Genomic DNA, 18,511 nt, shown 5'->3' with positions numbered 1-18,511 from the left:
CTCAAGACGCCGGATTGACCGGTTATTCCCGCAAAGCCAAGGCCATCGCCATGCAAAGCGCCCTTTGCCCCACAGGACTCGCCGTCCTGGTTCCTTGCCATAACTGTGCCGAATTCATCGCCCCCTGCCTCTCGTCCGTGCTGGAGCAGGACTTCGCGGACTGGCGGCTGCTGGTGGCCGACGACGCGTCCACGGACCGCACGGCGGACAGGGCCGGGGAATTCGCCGGGGACCCGCGCATCAGCGTGCTCCGGGGCGCGCCCCGGGCCCATCTCATGGGCAACGTGCTGGCCGGGCTGCGCGAGCTGGCCCCCGGCCCGGCCGAGGTGGTGGCCGTGGTGGACGGGGACGACCACCTGCTGCCCGGGGCCTTCAGGGCCGTCATGGAGGCCCACGCCCAGGGCTACGACCTGGTGCATACGGACATGGCCGTGGACGGCGCGGACGGATCCCTGGGCGCGCAGCTCCTGCCGGGCGTGCCGCCCCGGGCCCAGCTCTGGTGCATCTCCCACCTGCGCACCTTCAAGGGGTATCTTCTGGAATCCCTGCACGACGAGGATTTCCGGGACGCGGACGGCAACTATTTCCGGGCCGCCGGGGACCTGTCCCTGTACCTGCCCATGGCCGAGGCCGCGGGCCCGGGCAAGACCCGCTTCCTGCCCGAGAGGCTCTACCGCTACCGGGTGCACGAGGGCTGCAACTTCAAGGTCCGCCGCGCCGAGCAGCTGGCCAACAACGCGCTGATCCGCTCGCGCCCGCCGCGGCCGCCCCAGACCAGGCATTTCGACTTCACCGAGACCGTGCGCGACCTGGACAAGCTGGGGCTGCGCGCCCTGGGCGAGGCCGTGCGCAAGCGCTACCCCCGGCCCTTCAGCGTGCGCCTGGAGCACGCCCTGCCCGCCTTGGAGCTGGACTCCTGGCGCGCCTACCACAACCTCTGGATCGCCGAGGGCGTGTACCTCGCGCCCGGGCCGGAGGCGCCATGAGCGCCGAGGTCCTGGCCGTTATCCCGGCTCGCGGCGGGTCCAAAGGCCTGCCGCGCAAGAACGTCCTGGACCTGGGCGGCATCCCCCTCGTCGCCTGGAGCATCCGCGCGGCCCTGGCCGCGCCCTCGGTGACGCGGGTGGTGGTCAGCACGGACGACGAGGAAATCGCGGCCACGGCCCGGGAGCACGGGGCCGAGGCGCCCTTCCTGCGCCCCGCGGACCTGGCCGGGGACCGCAGCAACGTCATGGACTCGGTGCTGCACGTCTTGAGAACCCTGGAAGAGACCCAGGGCTACAGGCCCGACGCCTTCTGCACCCTGTACCCCACCCATCCCTTTCGCGCGCCTGGGCTGGTGGAGGAATTGACGCGCATCCTGGCCTCGCGCCCGTGCATCGTGGTCACGGGCAGACGCCTTGAGACCGGGCCGCGCAGCCACCTCGTGCGCCAGGGCGACGGCTACGCCTTCATGGACCCCGGCCCGGTCCAGGGCTGCGTGTTCCGCCCCTACGGGGTGTACGAGGGCAAGCCCGCCGGCCTTGGGGCCGGGGAGACGCACGTGCACCTGCTGGACAACCCTGTGGAGCTCATGGACATCGACGACGCCCGGGACCTGGAGCTGGCTAGGGCGGTGGTGCGAAACAATCTGTTCCCCGTGCCGGAGGCCCCGTGCGCGTAGTCGTCCCCCTGGCGTTGGCGCCGCACGAATACCTGGCCGCGCATCCGGCCCTCTTGGCCGAACTGGCCGCCAGGGCCGTGGACGCCGGCCAGGAAGTCCTGCGATCCATGGACGCCCCGGGCCCGGTGATCCTGGCCCACGACGAGAACCGCGCAGCCCTGGCGAAATCCCTGGACAAGGCGACGGCCGCGCCCCTGGCCGCCCCGGTCCGGCCCGCATGGGAGAACGAGGATCTGCTCCCGCCGGGCTGCGCCGAGGCCCTGGCCGCGGCGGGCGCGGCGGAGGGGCCCGTCCTGGTGCTCAACCCCAGGGCCCCGGAACCGGACCCGCAGGCCCTGGCCACCGCCTGCCGGGCCCTGGCGGACGGCGACGCGCGCGTACTCTTCAGCGCCCGCCCGCCCAGGGACCACCCCTGCCAAGCCAAGGTGCTCTACCGCATGGACATGACCCCGCAGGACGCCGCCCGAACGGTCCTTCCCGAGGACCAGGGCCGCGCCCTGGCCACCGCAGCGCCCTGCGCACCGGGGACCCTGCTGCGCCTGACCCTGGACGGCAGGGCCTATTGGATTTCCCCCCGCCGGGACCGCGAATCCCAGCGGACGGTCTTTGACCTGCCTCCAGATTTGGAGTTGCGGGAGCGCTCGGGCCGCGCCCTGGTGGAGCCCTGCCCCGTGCCCGGCGACGGGGTCGTGCGCCTGCCCTTTTCCCCGGCCCTCGCGCCCTGGCGCTGGGACAGGATGACGAACCGCGTGGTCCAGGCGGACACGGGCCGCTGGATAGCCGGACGCCAGGACTTCCCCGAAGTGCTCACGCCGGATCGCGCCTTTTGCCTGCTGCCCCGGGGAACGGGGCACCACAGCGAAGCCCGCGCCTTTGCCCACGCCCCGGCCTTCGCCACGCTCATCCACGATGCGTTTTCGGCCCTTGCGTGGCGGGTGTCCACGGGGCGAGACCAAGGACCTGTGGCTTGATTTTTGCTTTGTCATCTTGCCTTGCATACGCAAGACATTGATCACGCCTCTATACAGGAAAGACAAAACCAAGATGACACCTGACAATGCACACGCCCCCGGAGGCCGCCAGGAACAAGATTCCTACTTGGTCACGGCCGTGGTTTCCACCTATGCCTCGCAAGCCTTCATCGAAGGCTGTCTGCAGGACCTCGTGGATCAGACCCTCTATGCCCAGGGCAAGTTGGAAATCGTGGTCATCGACAGCGCGTCCCCTGAGGATGAACAAACCATCGTCCAACGCTTCATGCGGGATCATCCGCACATCGTGTACGAGCGCACGCCCCAACGGGAAACCCTGTATGCGGCCTGGAACCGGGGTGTGGCCAAGGCACGCGGCAGGTACGTAAGCAACGCCAACACCGACGACCGCCACAGGCTCGACGCCCTGGAAATCCTGGCCGCGGCCCTGGAGAACAATCCCGACGCCGGAGTTGCCTACGGAGACTGCCTGGTCACCGAGCGGCCCAACGAGACCTGGGCACGGAACAGCGCCGCGTCCGCCTATGCCTTCCCGCGCTGCAGCCTGCGCCAGGCCCTGTCCCGCCAATTTTTTGGCCCCCAGCCCCTGTGGCGGGTCTCGGCCCACCGGGAGCTGGGCGGATTCGACCCCGGCTTCACCGTGCAGGGGGACTACGACTTCTTCATCCGCATGGTGCGCCGCTTCGGCGGGGTGCACGTGCCCAAGGCCCTGGGCATCTACTGCCGCCGCCAGGACAGCGTGGAGCGGGCCAACAGGGACAAGAACGTCAGGGAGCAGGCCCGCGTCAAGGCGCTGTACCGCTCCGACGTCACGGTGGACGAGGCCTACCCCGCACTGGGTCTCTACGCCGCCGATCCCCTAGCCCGTCTCGCCTGCCACCTGGACCTGGGCAACCTGTTCATCAAGAGCGGCGGGGACACGGCCAGCGCCCGGGTCCAGTACCGCCTGGCCGGGGAAATCATGCCCGAACACCCCGCGCCGCAGCACAACCTGGCCCTGTGCGGCCTGCTGGAAAAACAACACCAAGCCGCGGGCCTGCCCGCCGAAGGCACCAAACCCGTGCCCAGGGAGGTCCTGGAGGCCCTGGCTGCGATGCCCCACGACGTCGTGTCCTGCATGCCCCCGGTACGCACGGGGTCCCTTGAATTCGCCCTGGCCGAGGCCGAGGCCCTGCGCCGGGAAGAGCGTGCGGAAGCACCCAGGCAAAGAACCTTCCAAGCGGCTTGCGCCCTGTCCGAGGCCATGGGACGGATGGCGGAAGGAGACTTCGAGACCGCCGAGGCGGCCATTGTGCGCTACCGGGCAAATATGCGCTACGACGACCTGCCGAGAAACGACAAACGCCCTGCGACCGCGCCTCGCGTCTCCGTGGTCATCCCGGCCTTCAGGACGGGCCAGGCGCTTCTGGACTGCGTGGAGTCCCTGGGTGGGCAAAGCAGCGACAATTTCGAAATCATCGTGGTGGATAACGGCGGCAACGAGGCCGTGACCCAGGCTTTGCTCGCCCTGCCCCTGTTGCTGATCAAGCCGCCCGTGAATCTGTTCCCCTCGGAGGCGCGCAACGTCGGGGCCCATTTCGCGCGCGGCAAGGTGCTGGCCTTTGTGGACGACGACGGCCTGGCGCATTCGGATTTCGTGGGCAGCGTGGAGCGGGCCTTCGACGCCTGGGACATCAAGGCCCTGCGCGGCAGGGTGCGGCCCAGGACCGAAGACCCCGCGCCGGGCTCAAACCTCGCCCCGCACTACGACCTCGGCCCGCTCCCCATGGCCCATTACGTGGGCGTCGAGGGCTGCTCGGCCTTTGACCGCCGGGCCTATATGGAGGCCGGAGGCATGGAGCCCCTGCTCTTCGGGGCCGAAGGGCTGGAGACGGCCTTCAAGATCAGCCAGCGCCACGGCCTGGAATCCGTGATCTACTGGCCCGAGACCATCCTTTTCCACGACTACGCGGACACGGGCAGCAAGCTGCAAACTAAGACCGGCAGGCATGCCCGGATGCACGAATTCCTCAAGGCCCGGCGCCCAGGGGTCCTGCAATACCTGCACCACGTCCGGGCCCTGGCCGGAACCTCGCCCGCGCCGCCCAGGCCCGTCGCCCAGGACCAGGGCGGCTGCGCCCGGGAACTGCTGGAACGCCTGCAACGCGTGGGCTGGGAAGACCGCATGCCCCGCTATTCCCGGCATCTGGTATCCATCACACGGCATCCCCGGGAGACGGCCCCGGCCGTGAGCGTCGTGGTCATCGCCAACGATCCGGGCAGGCTGTCCCTGGAGACCTTCGCCCTGTTGCAGGAACAGCGCGACCAGCGCCTGCAGCTGGTGTTCGTGGACAACGGCTCGCACAACGAATTCGCCCAGCGCATGGAAAGGCTCAGCGACGTCGCCGCGCGCCTGGGCACGGACACAGGGGCCTATCTGGCCCGCAACATCGGGGCCTGCCTGGCCGACGCCCCGGTGCTCCTGTTCCTGGACGACGACGCGCGCCCGGCACCGGACTTCGTGCAGAGCCACCTGATGGAACTGGAACGCCTGGGGGCCACGACCCTGCGCGGGGTGGTGCGGCCCCGCACGGACTCGCCCCTGAACAGCGTGGCCGGGCACTACCACCTGGGCGAGACACCCTTCCCGCGCTTCCCGGACCTGGAGGGCAACATGTCCATCCGGGCCGAGGCGTTCTTCGCCGTGGGCGGCTGGGACGACGCCATCCGTTTCGGCCACGGGGGCATTGAGCTCTCCCGCCGCCTGCTGCACCGGGACCCGGACAAGAGCCATCAGATGTACAGCCCCAGGCCCGTGGTGCTCCACGAATACGCCAAGAGCCAGGAACACCTGACGCGCAAGCGGACACTGCAGAGAAGGACCTGGGAATACCTACGCCGCAAGCACCCGGATATCGACGCCTTCCTCGCCTCCTGGGAGGCGCACAAGCCCGGAGCTACTAGAGCCCCTGCGCAGGAGAAAGACATGGACAGAAGCACCCTTTCAAGACATTTGAAAAACGTGCTGGACCAGCTCCAGGAAGGGCTGCGCACCTATCCCCGCCGCACCCCGGGCGAATTGGAGCTGAACGGCGTACGCCTGCGCTTCGCGGACTTGCACAGCTTCTACTTCCAGGGCAAGCAGATATTCTTCGACAAGTACTATGAATTCGAAACCGACGCCCCGTCACCCCTGATCCTGGATTGCGGCGCGCACATCGGCATGAGCGCCCTGTACTTCGCCACCCGCTACCCGGGGGCCGTGGTCCAAGCCTACGAGGCCGACCCGGCCATCGCGGCCATGCTGGCGGACAACGTGCGGGCCTTCGGCCTGGGCAACGTCACTCCCTACCACGCCGCAGTCTGGACCCACGACCAGGGCGTGAATTTCGCAAGCTGCGGAGACGACTCCGGGGCCGTGAGCCAGGACGCGGACGGCCGGGTGCCGTCCGTCAGGCTACGGGACATTCTGGCCGAACGGACCGTGGACCTTCTGAAAATGGACATCGAGGGTGCGGAATTCGAAGTCCTGGAAGACTGCGCCGATGTGCTGCGGCAGGTCAAACGAGCCGTCATCGAGGTCCATTGCCTTGAATTGAGCCAACGGCTGGGCCGTATCCTGAACCTGCTGGAAGACTCGGGGTTCACCTGCTGCCTGCAAGACCTGATCTTCGTCAACTGGACCGAGAAAAAACAGCCCGCGCCCTTCTCCCATCTCAAGGACCGCAGGCAGATCCTCAATGTCTACGCCTGGCAAACAAACAGCCCGCACGGCCATGTACGGGAGGGATGACAACTTATGTGCGGAATCTGCGGCATCCTCGGACCGGGCAGTCACGAACCCACGCGCCTGGACCCCATGCTGGGCCAATTGGTGCGGCGCGGCCCGGACTCTTGCGGGACGTTCGCACGCGAGGGCCTGCTCATGGGTATGCGCAGGCTGAGCATCAACGGCCTGAACAACGGTGACCAGCCTCTGTTCAACGAGGAACGAAGCGTTATCGTTGTATATAACGGTGAAATCTATAATTATCTTGAGCTTAAGGCGGAACTTGAGGCCAGGGGGCACAGGTTCCGCTCGGATTCCGATGGCGAAGTCATCTGCCACCTTTACGAGGAACAGGGCCCGGATATCTTCGACAAGCTTGACGGCATGTTCGCCGTGGCCCTCTGGGACGAAAAGCGCGAACGGCTGGTCCTGGCCCGGGACTACCCAGGGGAAAAACCCCTCTACTACGGGCGGGGGGCGGACAGCACCCTGGTCTTTGCCTCGGAGATCAAAAGCCTAAGGCGTTACCCCGGGGTCTGCGACGAGCTGGACCTGCAGGCCCTGTGGGACTTCCCCACCTTTCTGTGGATTCCCGAACCGCGTACGGCATTCAAGGGCGTACACGCCCTGATGCCGGGAACCATGCTCGTGATCGAAGGCGGACAATCCCGGCAACAACGCTACGCCAACGGCTTCGCCCATCATCCGGCCCCGCGGGCCCAGGCCCAGGCCATAGCCCTGACGCGGCAGGTGATCACGCAGTCCGTGGCCAGCCGCCTGCTGTCCGACGTACCCGTGGGCTGCTTTTTGAGCGGAGGCCTGGATTCGTCCATCGTCAGCACCCTGGCCGCGCGCAGCCTGGGCCAGCTGGACACCTTTTCCATAGGCTTCGAAGACCTGGACGACCCCTACGGCGGCAGCCAGGACGAATCCTCCTACGCCCGGCTGGTGAGTCAGGCCATCGGCTCACGGCATCACGAAATCCGGGTCACGGCCAAAGATTTCGACGAACTGCTGGAGACCTTCTGCGTGGCCGGAGACCAGCCGTTCGCTGTCAGCTCCGGACTGGGCATCCTGGCGGTGGCTCAACGCGCCCGGCAGGAGGGCATCAAGGTTCTGCTCTCGGGCGACGGGGCGGACGAATGCTTCGGAGGCTACGCCTGGTACACCTCCCTGGCCCGGGCGACAGGGGCTGGGACGCGAGAAGCCCTGCCCGCGGACCGCGTGGTTTCTTATCAGAACTTCAGCCTCGGCCAGGAGGAACGCCTTCGCACGTTGGCGGACTATCGCCCCAGGCTGCGGGCCTGGGCCTGGCACTATTACGCGGCCGAAGCAGAAAAAAAGGCCCTGTTCTCCGAGGACCTGGCCGGGGAAACCATCTCTTCCCTGCGCCACTTCGACCATCCTGCGGGTGGGGAGACATGGAAGCCCAACGACTTCATCCTGCATGACAAGGCCTTCTACCTGACCAACGAGATGCTCAGAAAGGTGGATAGAATGACCATGGCCTTTTCCGTGGAATCACGCGTTCCTTTTACCGCTCCGGCAGTGCTCGCATTCACGGACAAGCTCGATTTCCAATACAAGGTGCGCGACGGTGAACTGAAGTGGGCCCTGCGGGAGGCCTTTGCCGATGACCTGCCCGAGGCCGTGGTCCGACGGCCCAAACATGGATTCAACGTACCCGTGGATTATTGGCTGAAAACAGGGTGGAACGACCTGCTGCGCCACTCCTTCTCCAGGGAATCCGCCCTGCACAAGGCCGGATACCTGCACAAGGACGCGGCCCGGGAGGCGGAACGAATGCTCAATGCCCCGGACAGGCTCAACGGGCACACCCTGTTCTGCTACATCATGCTCAACCTCTGGCTGGAAAGGGGAGAAGAATGGAGATCATAGCCGAGATAGGACAAAATCATGACGGCGACATGGGCAGGGCCCGGGAGATGATCCACGCCGCGGCCGAAGCCGGGGCCGACGCCGCCAAGTTCCAGGTCTATGATGCCGCGGCCCTGTTCCCCAAGGACGGCAACCCCTGGTACGACTACAACCTGAAAACGGAACTGGCGCACGACGACGTGCTTATGCTGGCCGAGGAATGCGGACGGGCGGGCATTGAATTCCTTGCTTCGGTCTTCGACGTCCAGCGCGTGGCCTGGCTGGAGGAGGCCGGGGTCAAACGCTACAAGATCGCCTCGCGTTCGGCATGCGACCAGAAACTCATTGCGGCCCTGGCCGCCACGGGCAAGCCGCTCATCGTCTCCCTGGGCATGTGGGAAGGCAAAGATTTCCCCGCCATCACGGCACAAGACCAGGTGGATTTTCTGTACTGCGTGTCCAAGTACCCCACGCCCCTGGAGGACCTGCGTCTGTCGCTGGTGGATTTCACCCGTTATGCGGGCTTCAGCGACCACACGGTGGGCACCTCGGCGGCCATGGCCGCCTTTGCCCGGGGTGCTCGGATTCTGGAAAAGCACCTGACCTTGGACAAGACGCTCTATGGTCCGGATCATGCATGCAGCATGGACATGGATGAACTGCGTGCAATCCGGATATTCCGCGACGACCTCGCAAGGTGCCTGTAGCATGAACACCCCCAAGATCAGCGTCTACATAACCTCCCACAACTATGCGGCGTACCTCTCGGAAGCCATCGAGAGCGTCCTTCGCCAAAGCATGGATTCCTGGGAGCTCCTGCTCATCGACAACGGCTCCACCGACGAGACCGCGCACATCATGGAGCTCTATGCCGGGGATCCGCGCATTCGCTTGATACGCACGGAAAAAATGCGCCTCGCCGCAGTGGCCAACCTGGCCTTGCGCGAGGCAAGGGGCGAATACATCGTCCGCCTGGACGCCGACGACATCTTCGAAGAAAACATCCTCTTGGTGCTGAGCTCGCATCTGGACCGCCGCCCGGAAGTGGCACTGGTCTTCCCGGACTACTACCTCATGGACGAGTACGGACAGGTCTACGCCCAGGAACGACGGGAACAATACCACTACAAGAACCATATCCAGGACATCCCGCCCCACGGGGCCTGCACCATGATGCGCAGAAGCGTCATCCTCGAAGTCGGCGGCTACAATGAAAACATCAAGGCCCAGGACGGCTACTACATCTGGAGTAAGGTCAACAAGACGCACAAGTGCGAAAACATCAACCTCCCGCTCTTCTACTACCGCCAGCACTCGAAAAACCTGACCAAGGACAGCGGCCGCATCCTGGACGCCCGAAGGAAGATCAAAAACACCTTTTCGGAAGCGGAAATCCAGAAAAACGGCCCCATCATCAGCGTCATCCCCTGCCGCAGATACTACGACGCCCTGCCTGACCTCTGGAGCCAGAAATTCAAGGGCAAGACCCTGCTGGCCAACTGCATTGAAAAGTCCCTGGCCTCGGACCTCTTCGAATACGTGATCGTAACCTCGGACACCCCCGAAGTGTGCTCCATCATAAGCCACTATGACGACAAGCGCCTACGGTTCATCCCCAGGACACAGAAACAAACCCTGCGCACCGTGCCCCTGACCATGACCTTGGAGACGGTCCTGGACGGGCTGGGGCTACGCGAGGAGGGATTGACCCAACTCTCCTACCTCCAGGCCCCCCTCACCACCACGGCCACCCTGGAGGAAGGGATCCATACCCTGGTCTTGAACCAGGCGGACAGCTCCTTCACGGCCGAAGAAATCCAGGCCCCCGTGTTCATGCGCACTCCTTACGGCCTGTCCCAAATCAACGGCCCCAAACACTTCACCTCGGATTTCAATATCGTATACTCCGAAACCAAGGTGGTGCTCACCGCGCGCAACGCCAACATCAGACGCGGCGAACTTCTGGGCCCCAGATCCGTGCACTATGTGATTCCCAAGGAAGAAAGCTTCTTCATCCTGACCAAGAAAGACCTGGCCATAGCCAACTTTTTGGCCTCCGAAGCCCCCCACGGGAAGGCTCTGCACAAGGCAAGGCCCGACCAGGACGCACATGCGATATCCCTACGCACGGCGTAACCTGCTCCAGGAGTCCGAAAGCTACATGTATCCTCCCTTCCTGGGCTGGGACTTCGTAATCGCCTACCGGGCCGCACGAATCTCTCGCGCACAGAAACTTGAAACGCACTTGGCAAAAGCCGAATGCGCCTCTCCCCTGCTCCATGTCCTTGGGCACGACACCAGAGCCCCGCTGCTTCCGGCCCCGGACGATCCGGCCCTGATCCTGGCCCTGGACGGCCTGGACGCTGGCCAACGCACCGCCCCCTGCTCCTGCACCTTTGATTTCCTGAGGATCATGGCCACCGAGCCTCTGACGGAGGCATCAGCCCAGAACCGAGACCACCTTCTCGGCCTGATCCGCCGCTTCGAGGTCAGCAAGAAACTGCCCCACACCCTCTTGGCTCCGCGCTATCCCCTGCGGGGCACCCCGGAGACGGATGCCCCGTCCTACGCCCTGTTCGCCTCGCTTCTGGGCAGGCTCCACGCCCTGGACAACGACCTGCGGACCCTCAACTGCCTGCTGAAGCTCTGCGACCTAGTCTGTTCCCTGCCAGTACAAGCCCTGCACCCCCCCCTTTCGGCTGGACACGCCGTCCTGGGTCTGCGCTACGAGCTTGCGGCCATGGCCAAGCTTTTCGGAGATGACGATGGCGACCCCGCCTGAACTGGCCCTTGTGGCCGCCGACACCTCCCGCTCAAGGTGTTACGCCCAGGCCCTGGCGGCCCATGGATTGCTGCCTGGGCAATGCATCTTCCTCCCGAGCGGCCAGGACGCGCCCCGTCCGGGGCAATGCAAAGAAGAACAGCCCGTGGCCAAGGCCTTTTGGGGCGAATTCGACCCCAACACGCCGTTGACGGAAATCTGCCACGCCCACGGCGCGCAATGCCTGACCGCCCCATCGAGCGACATCAACGCCCCGGAGGTCGTGGCCCTTCTGCGCGGAGTCAAGGCAGAGGTCTTTATCTATTCGGGATTCGGCGGAGTGATACTGCGCCCGGAGACCCTGGGCTGCGGCAAACGGTTCCTGCATGTTCACGGAGGCTGGCTGCCCGAATACAAGGGCAGCACCACCAACCACTACAGCCTCCTGGAGCGGAGATTCTGCGGGGCCAGCGCGATCTTCCTGTCCAAGGCCATTGATTCCGGCCCCATCCTGCTGCGAAAGAAATTTCCGGCGCCCCAAGACCCTCTGGCCCTGGACCACGTGTATGACGGCCTGTGCAGGGCCGAGGTCCTGGTTCTGGTGGTGGAGGCCTATGCCCGAAACCGGGAGTGGCCGGACTCGGGCCTGAACAATGCGCCCACGCAGCCGTACTTCATCATGCATCCCGTGCTGCGCCACGCCCTGATCCTCGGGCGCGGACGCACGATCCAGCGCTAATCCCGCACGACCAAGGCCACGAATATATTGCAGTACTGCCCGGGCATGACGCGCATCATCACGGCCTGCAGCAGGCTGCCCGCAGCGTTGAGGCGCGCACCTTCGCGGCGCATCAGGTGCTCGTCAAAGACCTTGTGCCGCTTGTGCCTGAAGATGCAGAATTTGTAGAGCACCGGCATGTTCACCACATAGTGCATGGAGTCCACGCAAAAACCGCCGCGCCGCAGCACAGCGCGGAACTCGGCCTCCGTTAGATTCAGCTTGTGGAACTCCCGCGCGCACGGGTCCGACGGCGATTCCCGCTCACGGATGCGATCCATGATGCGGGTGGTCATGTTGTCGCAGCGGAACGACGCGCACAGCACCCCACCGGGGGCGAGCACTCGGTGGGTTTCGGCCAGGGCCCTTTCAAGGATATCCGGCGGAAGATTATGATACAGCCCAAAGGCCAAAACACAGTCGAAGCTCTCGTCGGCATAGCGTAACCCGGTGATGTTGCCCTGCTCCACATCCAGATCGGGGTCGGCCTGCTTCAAGGTCTCAATGACCGAGGCGACAAAATCCATCCCCTCGATCTTGCAACCCTTATTTTTAAAAAAACGCATAATCCTGCCAGCGCCGCAACCGGCCTCCAGGATTCTGGCCCCTTCGCCCGCCATGGCCTCGGCCATCAGCGCATAGCGCAGGGGATACGTGTCCGCCGCGTCCATGGGTTCGTCCACGGGCACGGCGGCCCAACGCTTTTCCCAATATTCCTTGTTGCTCTTGCCGCGATAGGTGATGCGCATGATTTTCCGTCACTTTTCGTTCTGAAACAAAACGGCCAGCCGTGAAGCATGGGCCAGGAGTGCGGCCCTATCGGCCGTGTTCTCGATGACAAGGTCGGAGTTTTCGGGTTCCGCAAAAGGCAGGGAGACCCCGGGCAAATCGATCTCCCCGGCCAGAGCTCGGGCATAGAGCCCCTTGGGATCACGAGCCTTGAGTTCGTTCAAGGGCGTCCTGACGTAGACCTCGTAGTACTGCCCCAGATTGTCCCGATTCCAGACTCGGGACTCCTCGAACAGCGAGAGCACAGCGCACACGGCGTGGATGCCCTGAGATTCCAGGTAGCGACACAACCTGCATAGCCGGTCCGCGTTACGCTTGCGATCCTCCATGGTATGCCCCAGGTCGCCGCCCCAGACCTCGCGCAACACATCGCCATCCACCAGGGCCACGTTGGCCAGCCGCCGCCTGGCCAGAGCCACTGTCTCCTGGGCCAGGGTGGTCTTGCCCGCACCCGAAAGGCCGATAATCCAGATGATCATGCCGAGGCCTCCCTCCAATCGTGGGACCAGGCCCCGCCTTGTTCACGTGCTTGGTTCATGCGCTCCTCGTACAGGGCCAGATCCCGGGCGCTGTCCACCTCGACCCAGCCTCCGGCCACGGGCACCGCGCCCACATCCAGACCCGCCGCCAGAAGCAGGCGCAGCAGGGCCGTGGTGTCCAGGCTATCCTGGCGCTGCAGAGGCAGATCCAGGAGCACTTCCCGCACAGCGCCCCAGCTGCGGGGAGTAAAACGAAGCAACCCCATGAACTGCCCGCGAATTTCGTCCAGGGACGAGGGCCTGCCACCGATTTCTGTCAAAAGGCCGTTCTCGGCTTCGAAGGTCTCGGCATCCTCCAGGGGATCGGCAAAACGCAGAGACCACAGGGGCTCCCAGAGGGTGTCGTAGGTCACGGCCAAATCGTGTTCCGCCCGCGCCAGGGCCCGGACGTGCCCAGGGCGATAGAGGATGTCGGAATAGGCTACGATGCAGGGCCCGGCAGCCAACACTTCGTGGGCGCAGAGCAGGGTGGAAACCATATTGGTGGAGGACCAGCGCGGGTTGCTGAACGTCTTGAAATCGCCTTCCAGGCTGTGGCCCAGATACCCGGTGACCACGCTAATGTCGGACGCTCCTGCCGCTTGCAAGGCCTCCAACTGCCAGTGCAACAACGGACGGCCAAGAATCTCCACCAGGCATTTGGGTTTGTCCAACGTGAGATTCTTCATGCGTGACCCCCGACCAGCGGCAAGGATGACGGCCCGTTTCATCATGCTCCTCCCGCAAACAATTCCTGCAGCAAGGCCACATCCTCGGCGCACGGGGTGGCCTCGCGTTCGGGATGCCACATCACGCCCGCCACGGGCAGCCGCACATGGCGCGCAGCCTCCACCCATCCGCCGGGCGCACAGGCCAAAGGCCTGAGATCCGGGGCCAGGTCCTGCGGGCCGATGCACAACCCGTGGAAGGAGTTCACCTCGCGTAAAAACGCCCCGGAATCCGGGTCGCGCACCGCGTGGCGCGTGTTCACGTGCCCCTTGTCCGGACAGGAGGCCACAGTTCCGCCCAGATGCGTGTTGATGAACTGCAACCCGCGGCAGACCCCGAGCACGGGTAGGCCCCGCTCCATGGCCGTGTCCAGGAGGGCCCCTTCTGTGGCATCGCGCCGCGGGCACTGGCCTACGTCGTTCCCGCCGCTTAAGATCAGGCCCTCAAGCCCCCAATCGCCAAAAAAGCGCCGCACCCCTTCACCGCCCAGATTAGGTACCGGCAGCCAGAAAAAATCCAATACCGGCGGCAAGGCCGCGAAAAAAGACATCCAGTCATGGGCCAGAGCGTCGCGCTCTTCGCCGCAATCCCTGTCTCGGACCACACGGCAACTGACCCCTATACGCATTCATGCCCCCCTGAGACAGGACGCAGGCTCAGGGCTCCAGCGTCCAAATCCACCTGCCCGGCCTCGGAAACCGCCGCGAAAAGTTTCTCGCCGCAGCCAATGGCCGCAGGCAGGCCATACTCGGCGCAACGCACGGCCATGTGGGAGTTGGCGCCCCCGAACTTGGTGACCAGCCCCGCAATTCCCCTGGTGAATATCCAGTCGAAGCCCGGGTCCGCGTTCTCGATGCAGACAACCTTGCCCGTCAGATCAGCATCCTCGTCGTGGCTGGAGAGGTTGACCACCGGAGAAAAGGTCCGTTTCTGGGAGATGAAATTTGGCGCGCTTCTGTGCTGGGGCACCACGTACACGTCGCGCGGCGAGGTAATGACAAAGGGCAAGCGCAAGGCCTGACCATACTTGAAACGCTCGCGGTTGGCCGCAACAAGAATGGAAAAATGGGACTTCTCGTCCGTAAGGATGCCGGAAATGAGTTGCTCCATGACCGCATTGAAGGGCAGGAAGGACACATCGTCAGGGGACAGGCCCAGGTTTCTGCCCCACTGTACCAAGCCTTCAAGGATATCCGACAGGTTGCGTGTGAACACAAACTTGCCCTGTTCGCGCCCCGCAATGGCCCGCCGGACATACTGCAGCAGGTCTTCGGCCTCGTAGTCCGCCAGGGCGGATTCAGAAAGCAGGGCGTTCAGGCTCCGCCGCTCCTGTGGCGTAAGCGCGAACTCCGCAGGCCTGTGAGCCACCGCCTGCACGGCGGATGCGTCGAACAGATTCCTGCGCGCGGCGTAACGCGGGGACAGAATATCGTAGCTGCCCGGCCGCAGATGGCCGTAACGGCTCAGAAAGACGTCGCGCGGCATCTCCCCGGCCAAAACTTTCTGAAAATCGCACGAGATATCCCCGCCCACGGTTCGGATGGAGCGGCGCAGTTCCGTAAGGCGCTCGGCCCGCAGCGCACCGCGCTCCACAGCGGAACGCAGCAGGGACTCGGCAATAAAGGCGTGACGGGCGAGCACGGAAAATGGACGCGTGCCCAAGACCCTGCATTCCTCGGCCAGGGTCTTGATGGCCGGAAGCACGCCGGATCCCGTGCCCTCCAAGGACGGGCGCATGGCTTGGCGCCGCTCAAGCTTAGCCACCGACGCTTCGCACAAGGCCAAGGTTCCCGCAGGTGAAAGGTCCAGGCAACGCCGCGTGAGCCCCATGAGCAACCCCTTATACACGCTGAGTTCGTCCGCGGTGAACAAGCCCGGGTAGCGCCGCGCAAAGGTCGCGTCAAAGCTGAAGTCGTAGCAGGTGGAGGCTATGGAGAATTCAATCTTGTCGTGCAGCTCAGGGTTGGTGCATAGCCGGTGCAGCCAGGCGTCCACCAGCGGGGCGGCCAGATGGGGCGCCATGCCGCTGGGCAGGAAGGAATTGAAGCTGACCCGCACGTCGATGTAAGGCCTGCCGGCAACCAGAACCATCAGCTCCTCGGCCGGAAGGGGCTTATAACCCATAACCTCGCGGGCTTTGCGCCATTCCGAGGAGGTAATCAATTCGCGGTACAGGGACGCCGCAAGGGGCCGCGGCGTAACGCCGATCATCTCCGCCGGATTCCAATCCGGCATGACGCCGAGCACCGAACTCTCCCCGAACAGACCAGGCCTGGGCAGCATGCAGCGCTGAACAAAAGACTCCAGATAGCCCATGCGCCGGACTATGCGCCGGTCCATCTCCTCGGACCACAGGCGGCGAGCCGCTATGGGCCGGACCTGGAAGAGATGAACTCGCTCCTGGCCGTCGATGCCGAATTCTATATCCAGGGAACTGGAGCCGAATATTCCCTCCAGGCGCCCCGCCAAGGCCACCAGAGACTTCAGACGCGGGGAACGGAACATGTCCCCCCCTGCGCCGCGAAAAACGTGAACGGTCTTTGACGCGCCCTGTCCACCCGTGACCCGGTCGGTCTTACCTGACTCGTCGTAGTTGATGACGATGTAGGGCGAACCGTCCTCAATGCAACGGGTCATGATCACCCCGGAGACCCGCACGTCCTCCACCATGGGCTGGACCAGAACCTGGTCGCCGGATTCGCCGGGCAGGGCCCGCGCAACGGCCTCCACGGCCTCGCGCAGCTTGACCTCGTTGCCGGAATCCACATCCAGCAGAGACAAAAACGCCCCGGCATTGGAGCATTCGGCCGTGTCCTCGGCTCGGGCGCTGGAACGCACCACCAGCAGGCGCCCCACAAAGGCCGCGCGGATTTCGGCAAGCACAGCCTCCGGCTCACGGCGCCAGCGGGCCAAGGTGAAATAGATCAACTCAGGGATGTTCAGGTCCGGATAGACTGCACGCAGCCGCTCCAGGGTCACGGCCTTGCTGCCGGGAGCCATGCCGCCCACCGCCGCCCCTGTGGCGGATTCTGTTGCGCTGCGTTTGTCGTCCATGACACGGCCTCCGGCTAGATGACCAACGGTTTCATCTTCACGAAAAACAAACTCTCGATCTCCTCAGCGGAACGCTTGAGCAGACGTCCCTTGTTATCGATTGATATCCCTCTGTAATCAAAAGGAGTATCCAGTCTGACATGGACATCATAGTCCACGAGGAAACGCTTGATCAGAGTCACAGAGTGTTCGGCGTAGTGCAACATGTTGCCAGCGGCCACGGCGTCCGCCCCGCCCAAGAACGCCTGCTGGAAATGCTCCGGCCGGCCAGCCCCGCCAGCCAGGATCACGGGCACGCTCACCGCCCCGGCCACATGGAGCAGAAGATCAACATCCAGGCCCTGGCCCTGACCATCGCGGTCAATGGAGGCAAGCAGAATCTCCCCAGCTCCCAGGTCTTGGGCGCGGCGAGCAAGTTCGGCCGGGTCCAGGCCTGTGGGGGTCGCCCCCCCGTTGATCCAGGCGCGCCACTGCCCCTCCTGGCCACGCACGTCGATACTGGCCACCACGCTCTGGCTGCCGAAGCTTTTGGCAGCCGCGGTAACAGTGTCGGGAACCGTCACCAAGGCCGTGTTCAGCACGGCCTTGTCCGCTCCATAATACAAGACCTTGCGCACGGCCTCCAAACTGTCGAGGCCGCCGCCCACGGCCAGGGGAACCTGGCAACAAGAAGCGTAGCGCTTGACCCGCTCAAAAGCGGAATCATCGCCAAGCCCCCCCCGGTGCAGGCAGACGATCTCGTCCGCGCCCCAGGAATTGAAGTGCCTAATGGAGATTTCCGGACGCCCCAGGGGAAAATACCTAGAAAAGTCCACGCTCTGCACACAGATATCTTCCCGGATCAGGAGCTTGGCGATGACTCGCGGCTTAGGCATCAGGCATCCTCCGGGGGCAATGCAAAATCCAAAAAGTTGCGCAGCAGCATCAATCCGTAGACCTGGCTCTTCTCCGGATGGAACTGCGTACCCCAGATGTTGCCCCTGCGTACGGCGGCCACAAAGGATTGCCCGTGGACACAACGGGCCGCAACCACCTCTTCCGGGGTCTGCATATGATAGGTGTGGGCGAAATAGAAATGCGCGTCATGGGGAACGCCCTTGGCCATGGCGAATTCCCTGAATTCCGGCACGCTCCACCCCATGTGAGGCAGGCACACGCCCTGCGGCAAGGCGGCCACATGGCCGTCGATCCATCCCAGCCCCCGGCTGTACCCGAACTCATCGGAACTTTGGGCGAACAACTGCATGCCCAGACAGATGCCGAGAACTGGCTTTCCCTGTTCCATGACAGCCCGGGTAAGCGGCTCCTCAAGCCCTTGGGCACGTAGGTTGCGCATGGCCTCGGGGAACGCCCCGACACCCGGCAGAATGATGGCGTCGGCCTGCTCCAGCCCCTGGGCGGAAACGACCTCCGTGGTCCGCGCACCCAGAAGATGCAGAGCGTTGTGCACAGAATGAATGTTGCCGATCTTGTAGTCCACCACGGCCACGCGCGGCGTACGGCCCGAAGGAGCCCGCAGCCTGACGGAAAACCCGATGCTTCGGCCCGGGGCCAGAGGGATATCTACCTTGAACATGACGCCGTTTCCCATTTCCAGGCTC

Annotated in this window: 16 protein-coding genes; 9 read left to right on the top strand and 7 right to left on the bottom strand. The window is 64.4% G+C overall.

The genetic code is table 11. The annotated features are described in order from the left end of the window. The first annotated feature begins 50 nt into the window (after positions 1-50). From ACYYG1_RS08505 to ACYYG1_RS08465, 9 genes are all read left to right on the top strand, one after another. The gene (locus tag ACYYG1_RS08505; protein WP_461209873.1) at positions 51-986 is read left to right on the top strand and encodes a glycosyltransferase family 2 protein; all 936 of its coding nucleotides are present in this window, start codon (positions 51-53) and stop codon (positions 984-986) included. Beyond that, the gene (locus ACYYG1_RS08500) at positions 983-1,663 is read left to right on the top strand and encodes an acylneuraminate cytidylyltransferase family protein (RefSeq protein ID WP_461209872.1); all 681 of its coding nucleotides are present in this window, start codon (positions 983-985) and stop codon (positions 1,661-1,663) included. Before ACYYG1_RS08505 ends, ACYYG1_RS08500 begins: the two co-directional genes overlap by 4 nt. Beyond that, positions 1,654-2,634: a hypothetical protein gene (locus ACYYG1_RS08495; protein ID WP_461209871.1), complete on the top strand. Its 981-nt coding sequence runs from the start codon at positions 1,654-1,656 to the stop codon at positions 2,632-2,634. The genes ACYYG1_RS08500 and ACYYG1_RS08495 overlap by 10 nt, the downstream gene beginning before the upstream one ends. A gap of 73 nt (positions 2,635-2,707) precedes the next feature. Beyond that, a complete protein-coding gene (locus tag ACYYG1_RS08490; protein ID WP_461209870.1) occupies positions 2,708-6,427 on the top strand; it encodes an FkbM family methyltransferase in 3,720 nt (1,239 codons plus the stop codon). Between the two features lie 6 nt (positions 6,428-6,433). Then, positions 6,434-8,302, top strand: coding sequence for an asparagine synthase (glutamine-hydrolyzing) (gene asnB / locus ACYYG1_RS08485; RefSeq protein WP_461209869.1), 1,869 nt, complete (start codon positions 6,434-6,436; stop codon positions 8,300-8,302). Continuing rightward, a complete protein-coding gene (locus ACYYG1_RS08480; protein WP_461209868.1) occupies positions 8,290-8,988 on the top strand; it encodes an N-acetylneuraminate synthase family protein in 699 nt (232 codons plus the stop codon). The genes asnB and ACYYG1_RS08480 overlap by 13 nt, the downstream gene beginning before the upstream one ends. 1 nt (position 8,989) lies before the next feature. After that, positions 8,990-10,417, top strand: coding sequence for a glycosyltransferase family 2 protein (locus tag ACYYG1_RS08475; RefSeq protein WP_461209867.1), 1,428 nt, complete (start codon positions 8,990-8,992; stop codon positions 10,415-10,417). Continuing rightward, positions 10,392-11,063: a hypothetical protein gene (locus ACYYG1_RS08470; RefSeq protein ID WP_461209866.1), complete on the top strand. Its 672-nt coding sequence runs from the start codon at positions 10,392-10,394 to the stop codon at positions 11,061-11,063. The genes ACYYG1_RS08475 and ACYYG1_RS08470 overlap by 26 nt, the downstream gene beginning before the upstream one ends. Continuing rightward, the gene (locus ACYYG1_RS08465; protein ID WP_461209865.1) at positions 11,047-11,781 is read left to right on the top strand and encodes a formyltransferase family protein; all 735 of its coding nucleotides are present in this window, start codon (positions 11,047-11,049) and stop codon (positions 11,779-11,781) included. The genes ACYYG1_RS08470 and ACYYG1_RS08465 overlap by 17 nt, the downstream gene beginning before the upstream one ends. Here the strand turns inward: ACYYG1_RS08465 and ACYYG1_RS08460 are convergent. The 7 genes from ACYYG1_RS08460 to hisH form a co-directional block, all read right to left on the bottom strand. Continuing rightward, positions 11,778-12,569 (bottom strand): class I SAM-dependent methyltransferase, encoded by a 792-nt coding sequence (locus ACYYG1_RS08460; protein ID WP_461209864.1) that lies wholly within the window; start codon positions 12,567-12,569, stop codon positions 11,778-11,780. The genes ACYYG1_RS08465 and ACYYG1_RS08460 overlap by 4 nt on opposite strands. A 9-nt stretch (positions 12,570-12,578) precedes the next feature. Beyond that, positions 12,579-13,088, bottom strand: a complete 510-nt coding sequence (locus ACYYG1_RS08455; RefSeq protein ID WP_461209863.1) for an adenylyl-sulfate kinase — start codon at positions 13,086-13,088, stop codon at positions 12,579-12,581. Beyond that, complete coding sequence (locus ACYYG1_RS08450; RefSeq protein ID WP_461209887.1) at positions 13,085-13,858, bottom strand: phosphocholine cytidylyltransferase family protein; 774 nt, start codon at positions 13,856-13,858, stop codon at positions 13,085-13,087. The genes ACYYG1_RS08455 and ACYYG1_RS08450 overlap by 4 nt, the downstream gene beginning before the upstream one ends. Further along, the gene (locus ACYYG1_RS08445; protein WP_461209886.1) at positions 13,858-14,406 is read right to left on the bottom strand and encodes a gamma-glutamyl-gamma-aminobutyrate hydrolase family protein; all 549 of its coding nucleotides are present in this window, start codon (positions 14,404-14,406) and stop codon (positions 13,858-13,860) included. The genes ACYYG1_RS08450 and ACYYG1_RS08445 overlap by 1 nt, the downstream gene beginning before the upstream one ends. A 68-nt stretch (positions 14,407-14,474) precedes the next feature. Then, a complete protein-coding gene (locus tag ACYYG1_RS08440; RefSeq protein ID WP_461209862.1) occupies positions 14,475-16,910 on the bottom strand; it encodes a PEP-utilizing enzyme in 2,436 nt (811 codons plus the stop codon). A 14-nt stretch (positions 16,911-16,924) separates the two neighbouring features. Beyond that, positions 16,925-17,785 (bottom strand): imidazole glycerol phosphate synthase subunit HisF, encoded by an 861-nt coding sequence (gene hisF, locus ACYYG1_RS08435; protein WP_461209861.1) that lies wholly within the window; start codon positions 17,783-17,785, stop codon positions 16,925-16,927. Beyond that, positions 17,785-18,486 (bottom strand): imidazole glycerol phosphate synthase subunit HisH, encoded by a 702-nt coding sequence (gene hisH / locus ACYYG1_RS08430; RefSeq protein ID WP_461209860.1) that lies wholly within the window; start codon positions 18,484-18,486, stop codon positions 17,785-17,787. The genes hisF and hisH overlap by 1 nt, the downstream gene beginning before the upstream one ends. Between the last annotated feature and the right edge of the window lie 25 nt (positions 18,487-18,511).

The organism is Desulfocurvus sp. DL1XJH-121 (assembly GCF_054819825.1).
This window is presented reverse-complemented; position numbering and strand designations above follow the sequence as displayed.

Excerpts from the sequence above, each read along its gene's own strand:
- ACYYG1_RS08500 (WP_461209872.1), top strand. The coding sequence starts at position 983 with ATGAGCGCCGAGGTCCTGGCCGTTATCCCGGCTCGCGGCGGGTCCAAA.
- ACYYG1_RS08465 (WP_461209865.1), top strand. The coding sequence starts at position 11,047 with ATGGCGACCCCGCCTGAACTGGCCCTTGTGGCCGCCGACACCTCCCGC.
- ACYYG1_RS08490 (WP_461209870.1), top strand. The coding sequence starts at position 2,708 with ATGACACCTGACAATGCACACGCCCCCGGAGGCCGCCAGGAACAAGAT.
- ACYYG1_RS08440 (WP_461209862.1), bottom strand. The coding sequence starts at position 16,910 with ATGGACGACAAACGCAGCGCAACAGAATCCGCCACAGGGGCGGCGGTG.
- ACYYG1_RS08450 (WP_461209887.1), bottom strand. The coding sequence starts at position 13,858 with ATGAAACGGGCCGTCATCCTTGCCGCTGGTCGGGGGTCACGCATGAAG.
- ACYYG1_RS08455 (WP_461209863.1), bottom strand. The coding sequence starts at position 13,088 with ATGATCATCTGGATTATCGGCCTTTCGGGTGCGGGCAAGACCACCCTG.
- asnB (WP_461209869.1), top strand. The coding sequence starts at position 6,434 with ATGTGCGGAATCTGCGGCATCCTCGGACCGGGCAGTCACGAACCCACG.
- ACYYG1_RS08480 (WP_461209868.1), top strand. The coding sequence starts at position 8,290 with ATGGAGATCATAGCCGAGATAGGACAAAATCATGACGGCGACATGGGC.
- hisF (WP_461209861.1), bottom strand. The coding sequence starts at position 17,785 with ATGCCTAAGCCGCGAGTCATCGCCAAGCTCCTGATCCGGGAAGATATC.
- ACYYG1_RS08475 (WP_461209867.1), top strand. The coding sequence starts at position 8,990 with ATGAACACCCCCAAGATCAGCGTCTACATAACCTCCCACAACTATGCG.
- ACYYG1_RS08505 (WP_461209873.1), top strand. The coding sequence starts at position 51 with ATGCAAAGCGCCCTTTGCCCCACAGGACTCGCCGTCCTGGTTCCTTGC.
- ACYYG1_RS08460 (WP_461209864.1), bottom strand. The coding sequence starts at position 12,569 with ATGCGCATCACCTATCGCGGCAAGAGCAACAAGGAATATTGGGAAAAG.
- hisH (WP_461209860.1), bottom strand. The coding sequence starts at position 18,486 with ATGTTCAAGGTAGATATCCCTCTGGCCCCGGGCCGAAGCATCGGGTTT.
- ACYYG1_RS08445 (WP_461209886.1), bottom strand. The coding sequence starts at position 14,406 with ATGTCTTTTTTCGCGGCCTTGCCGCCGGTATTGGATTTTTTCTGGCTG.
- ACYYG1_RS08470 (WP_461209866.1), top strand. The coding sequence starts at position 10,392 with ATGCGATATCCCTACGCACGGCGTAACCTGCTCCAGGAGTCCGAAAGC.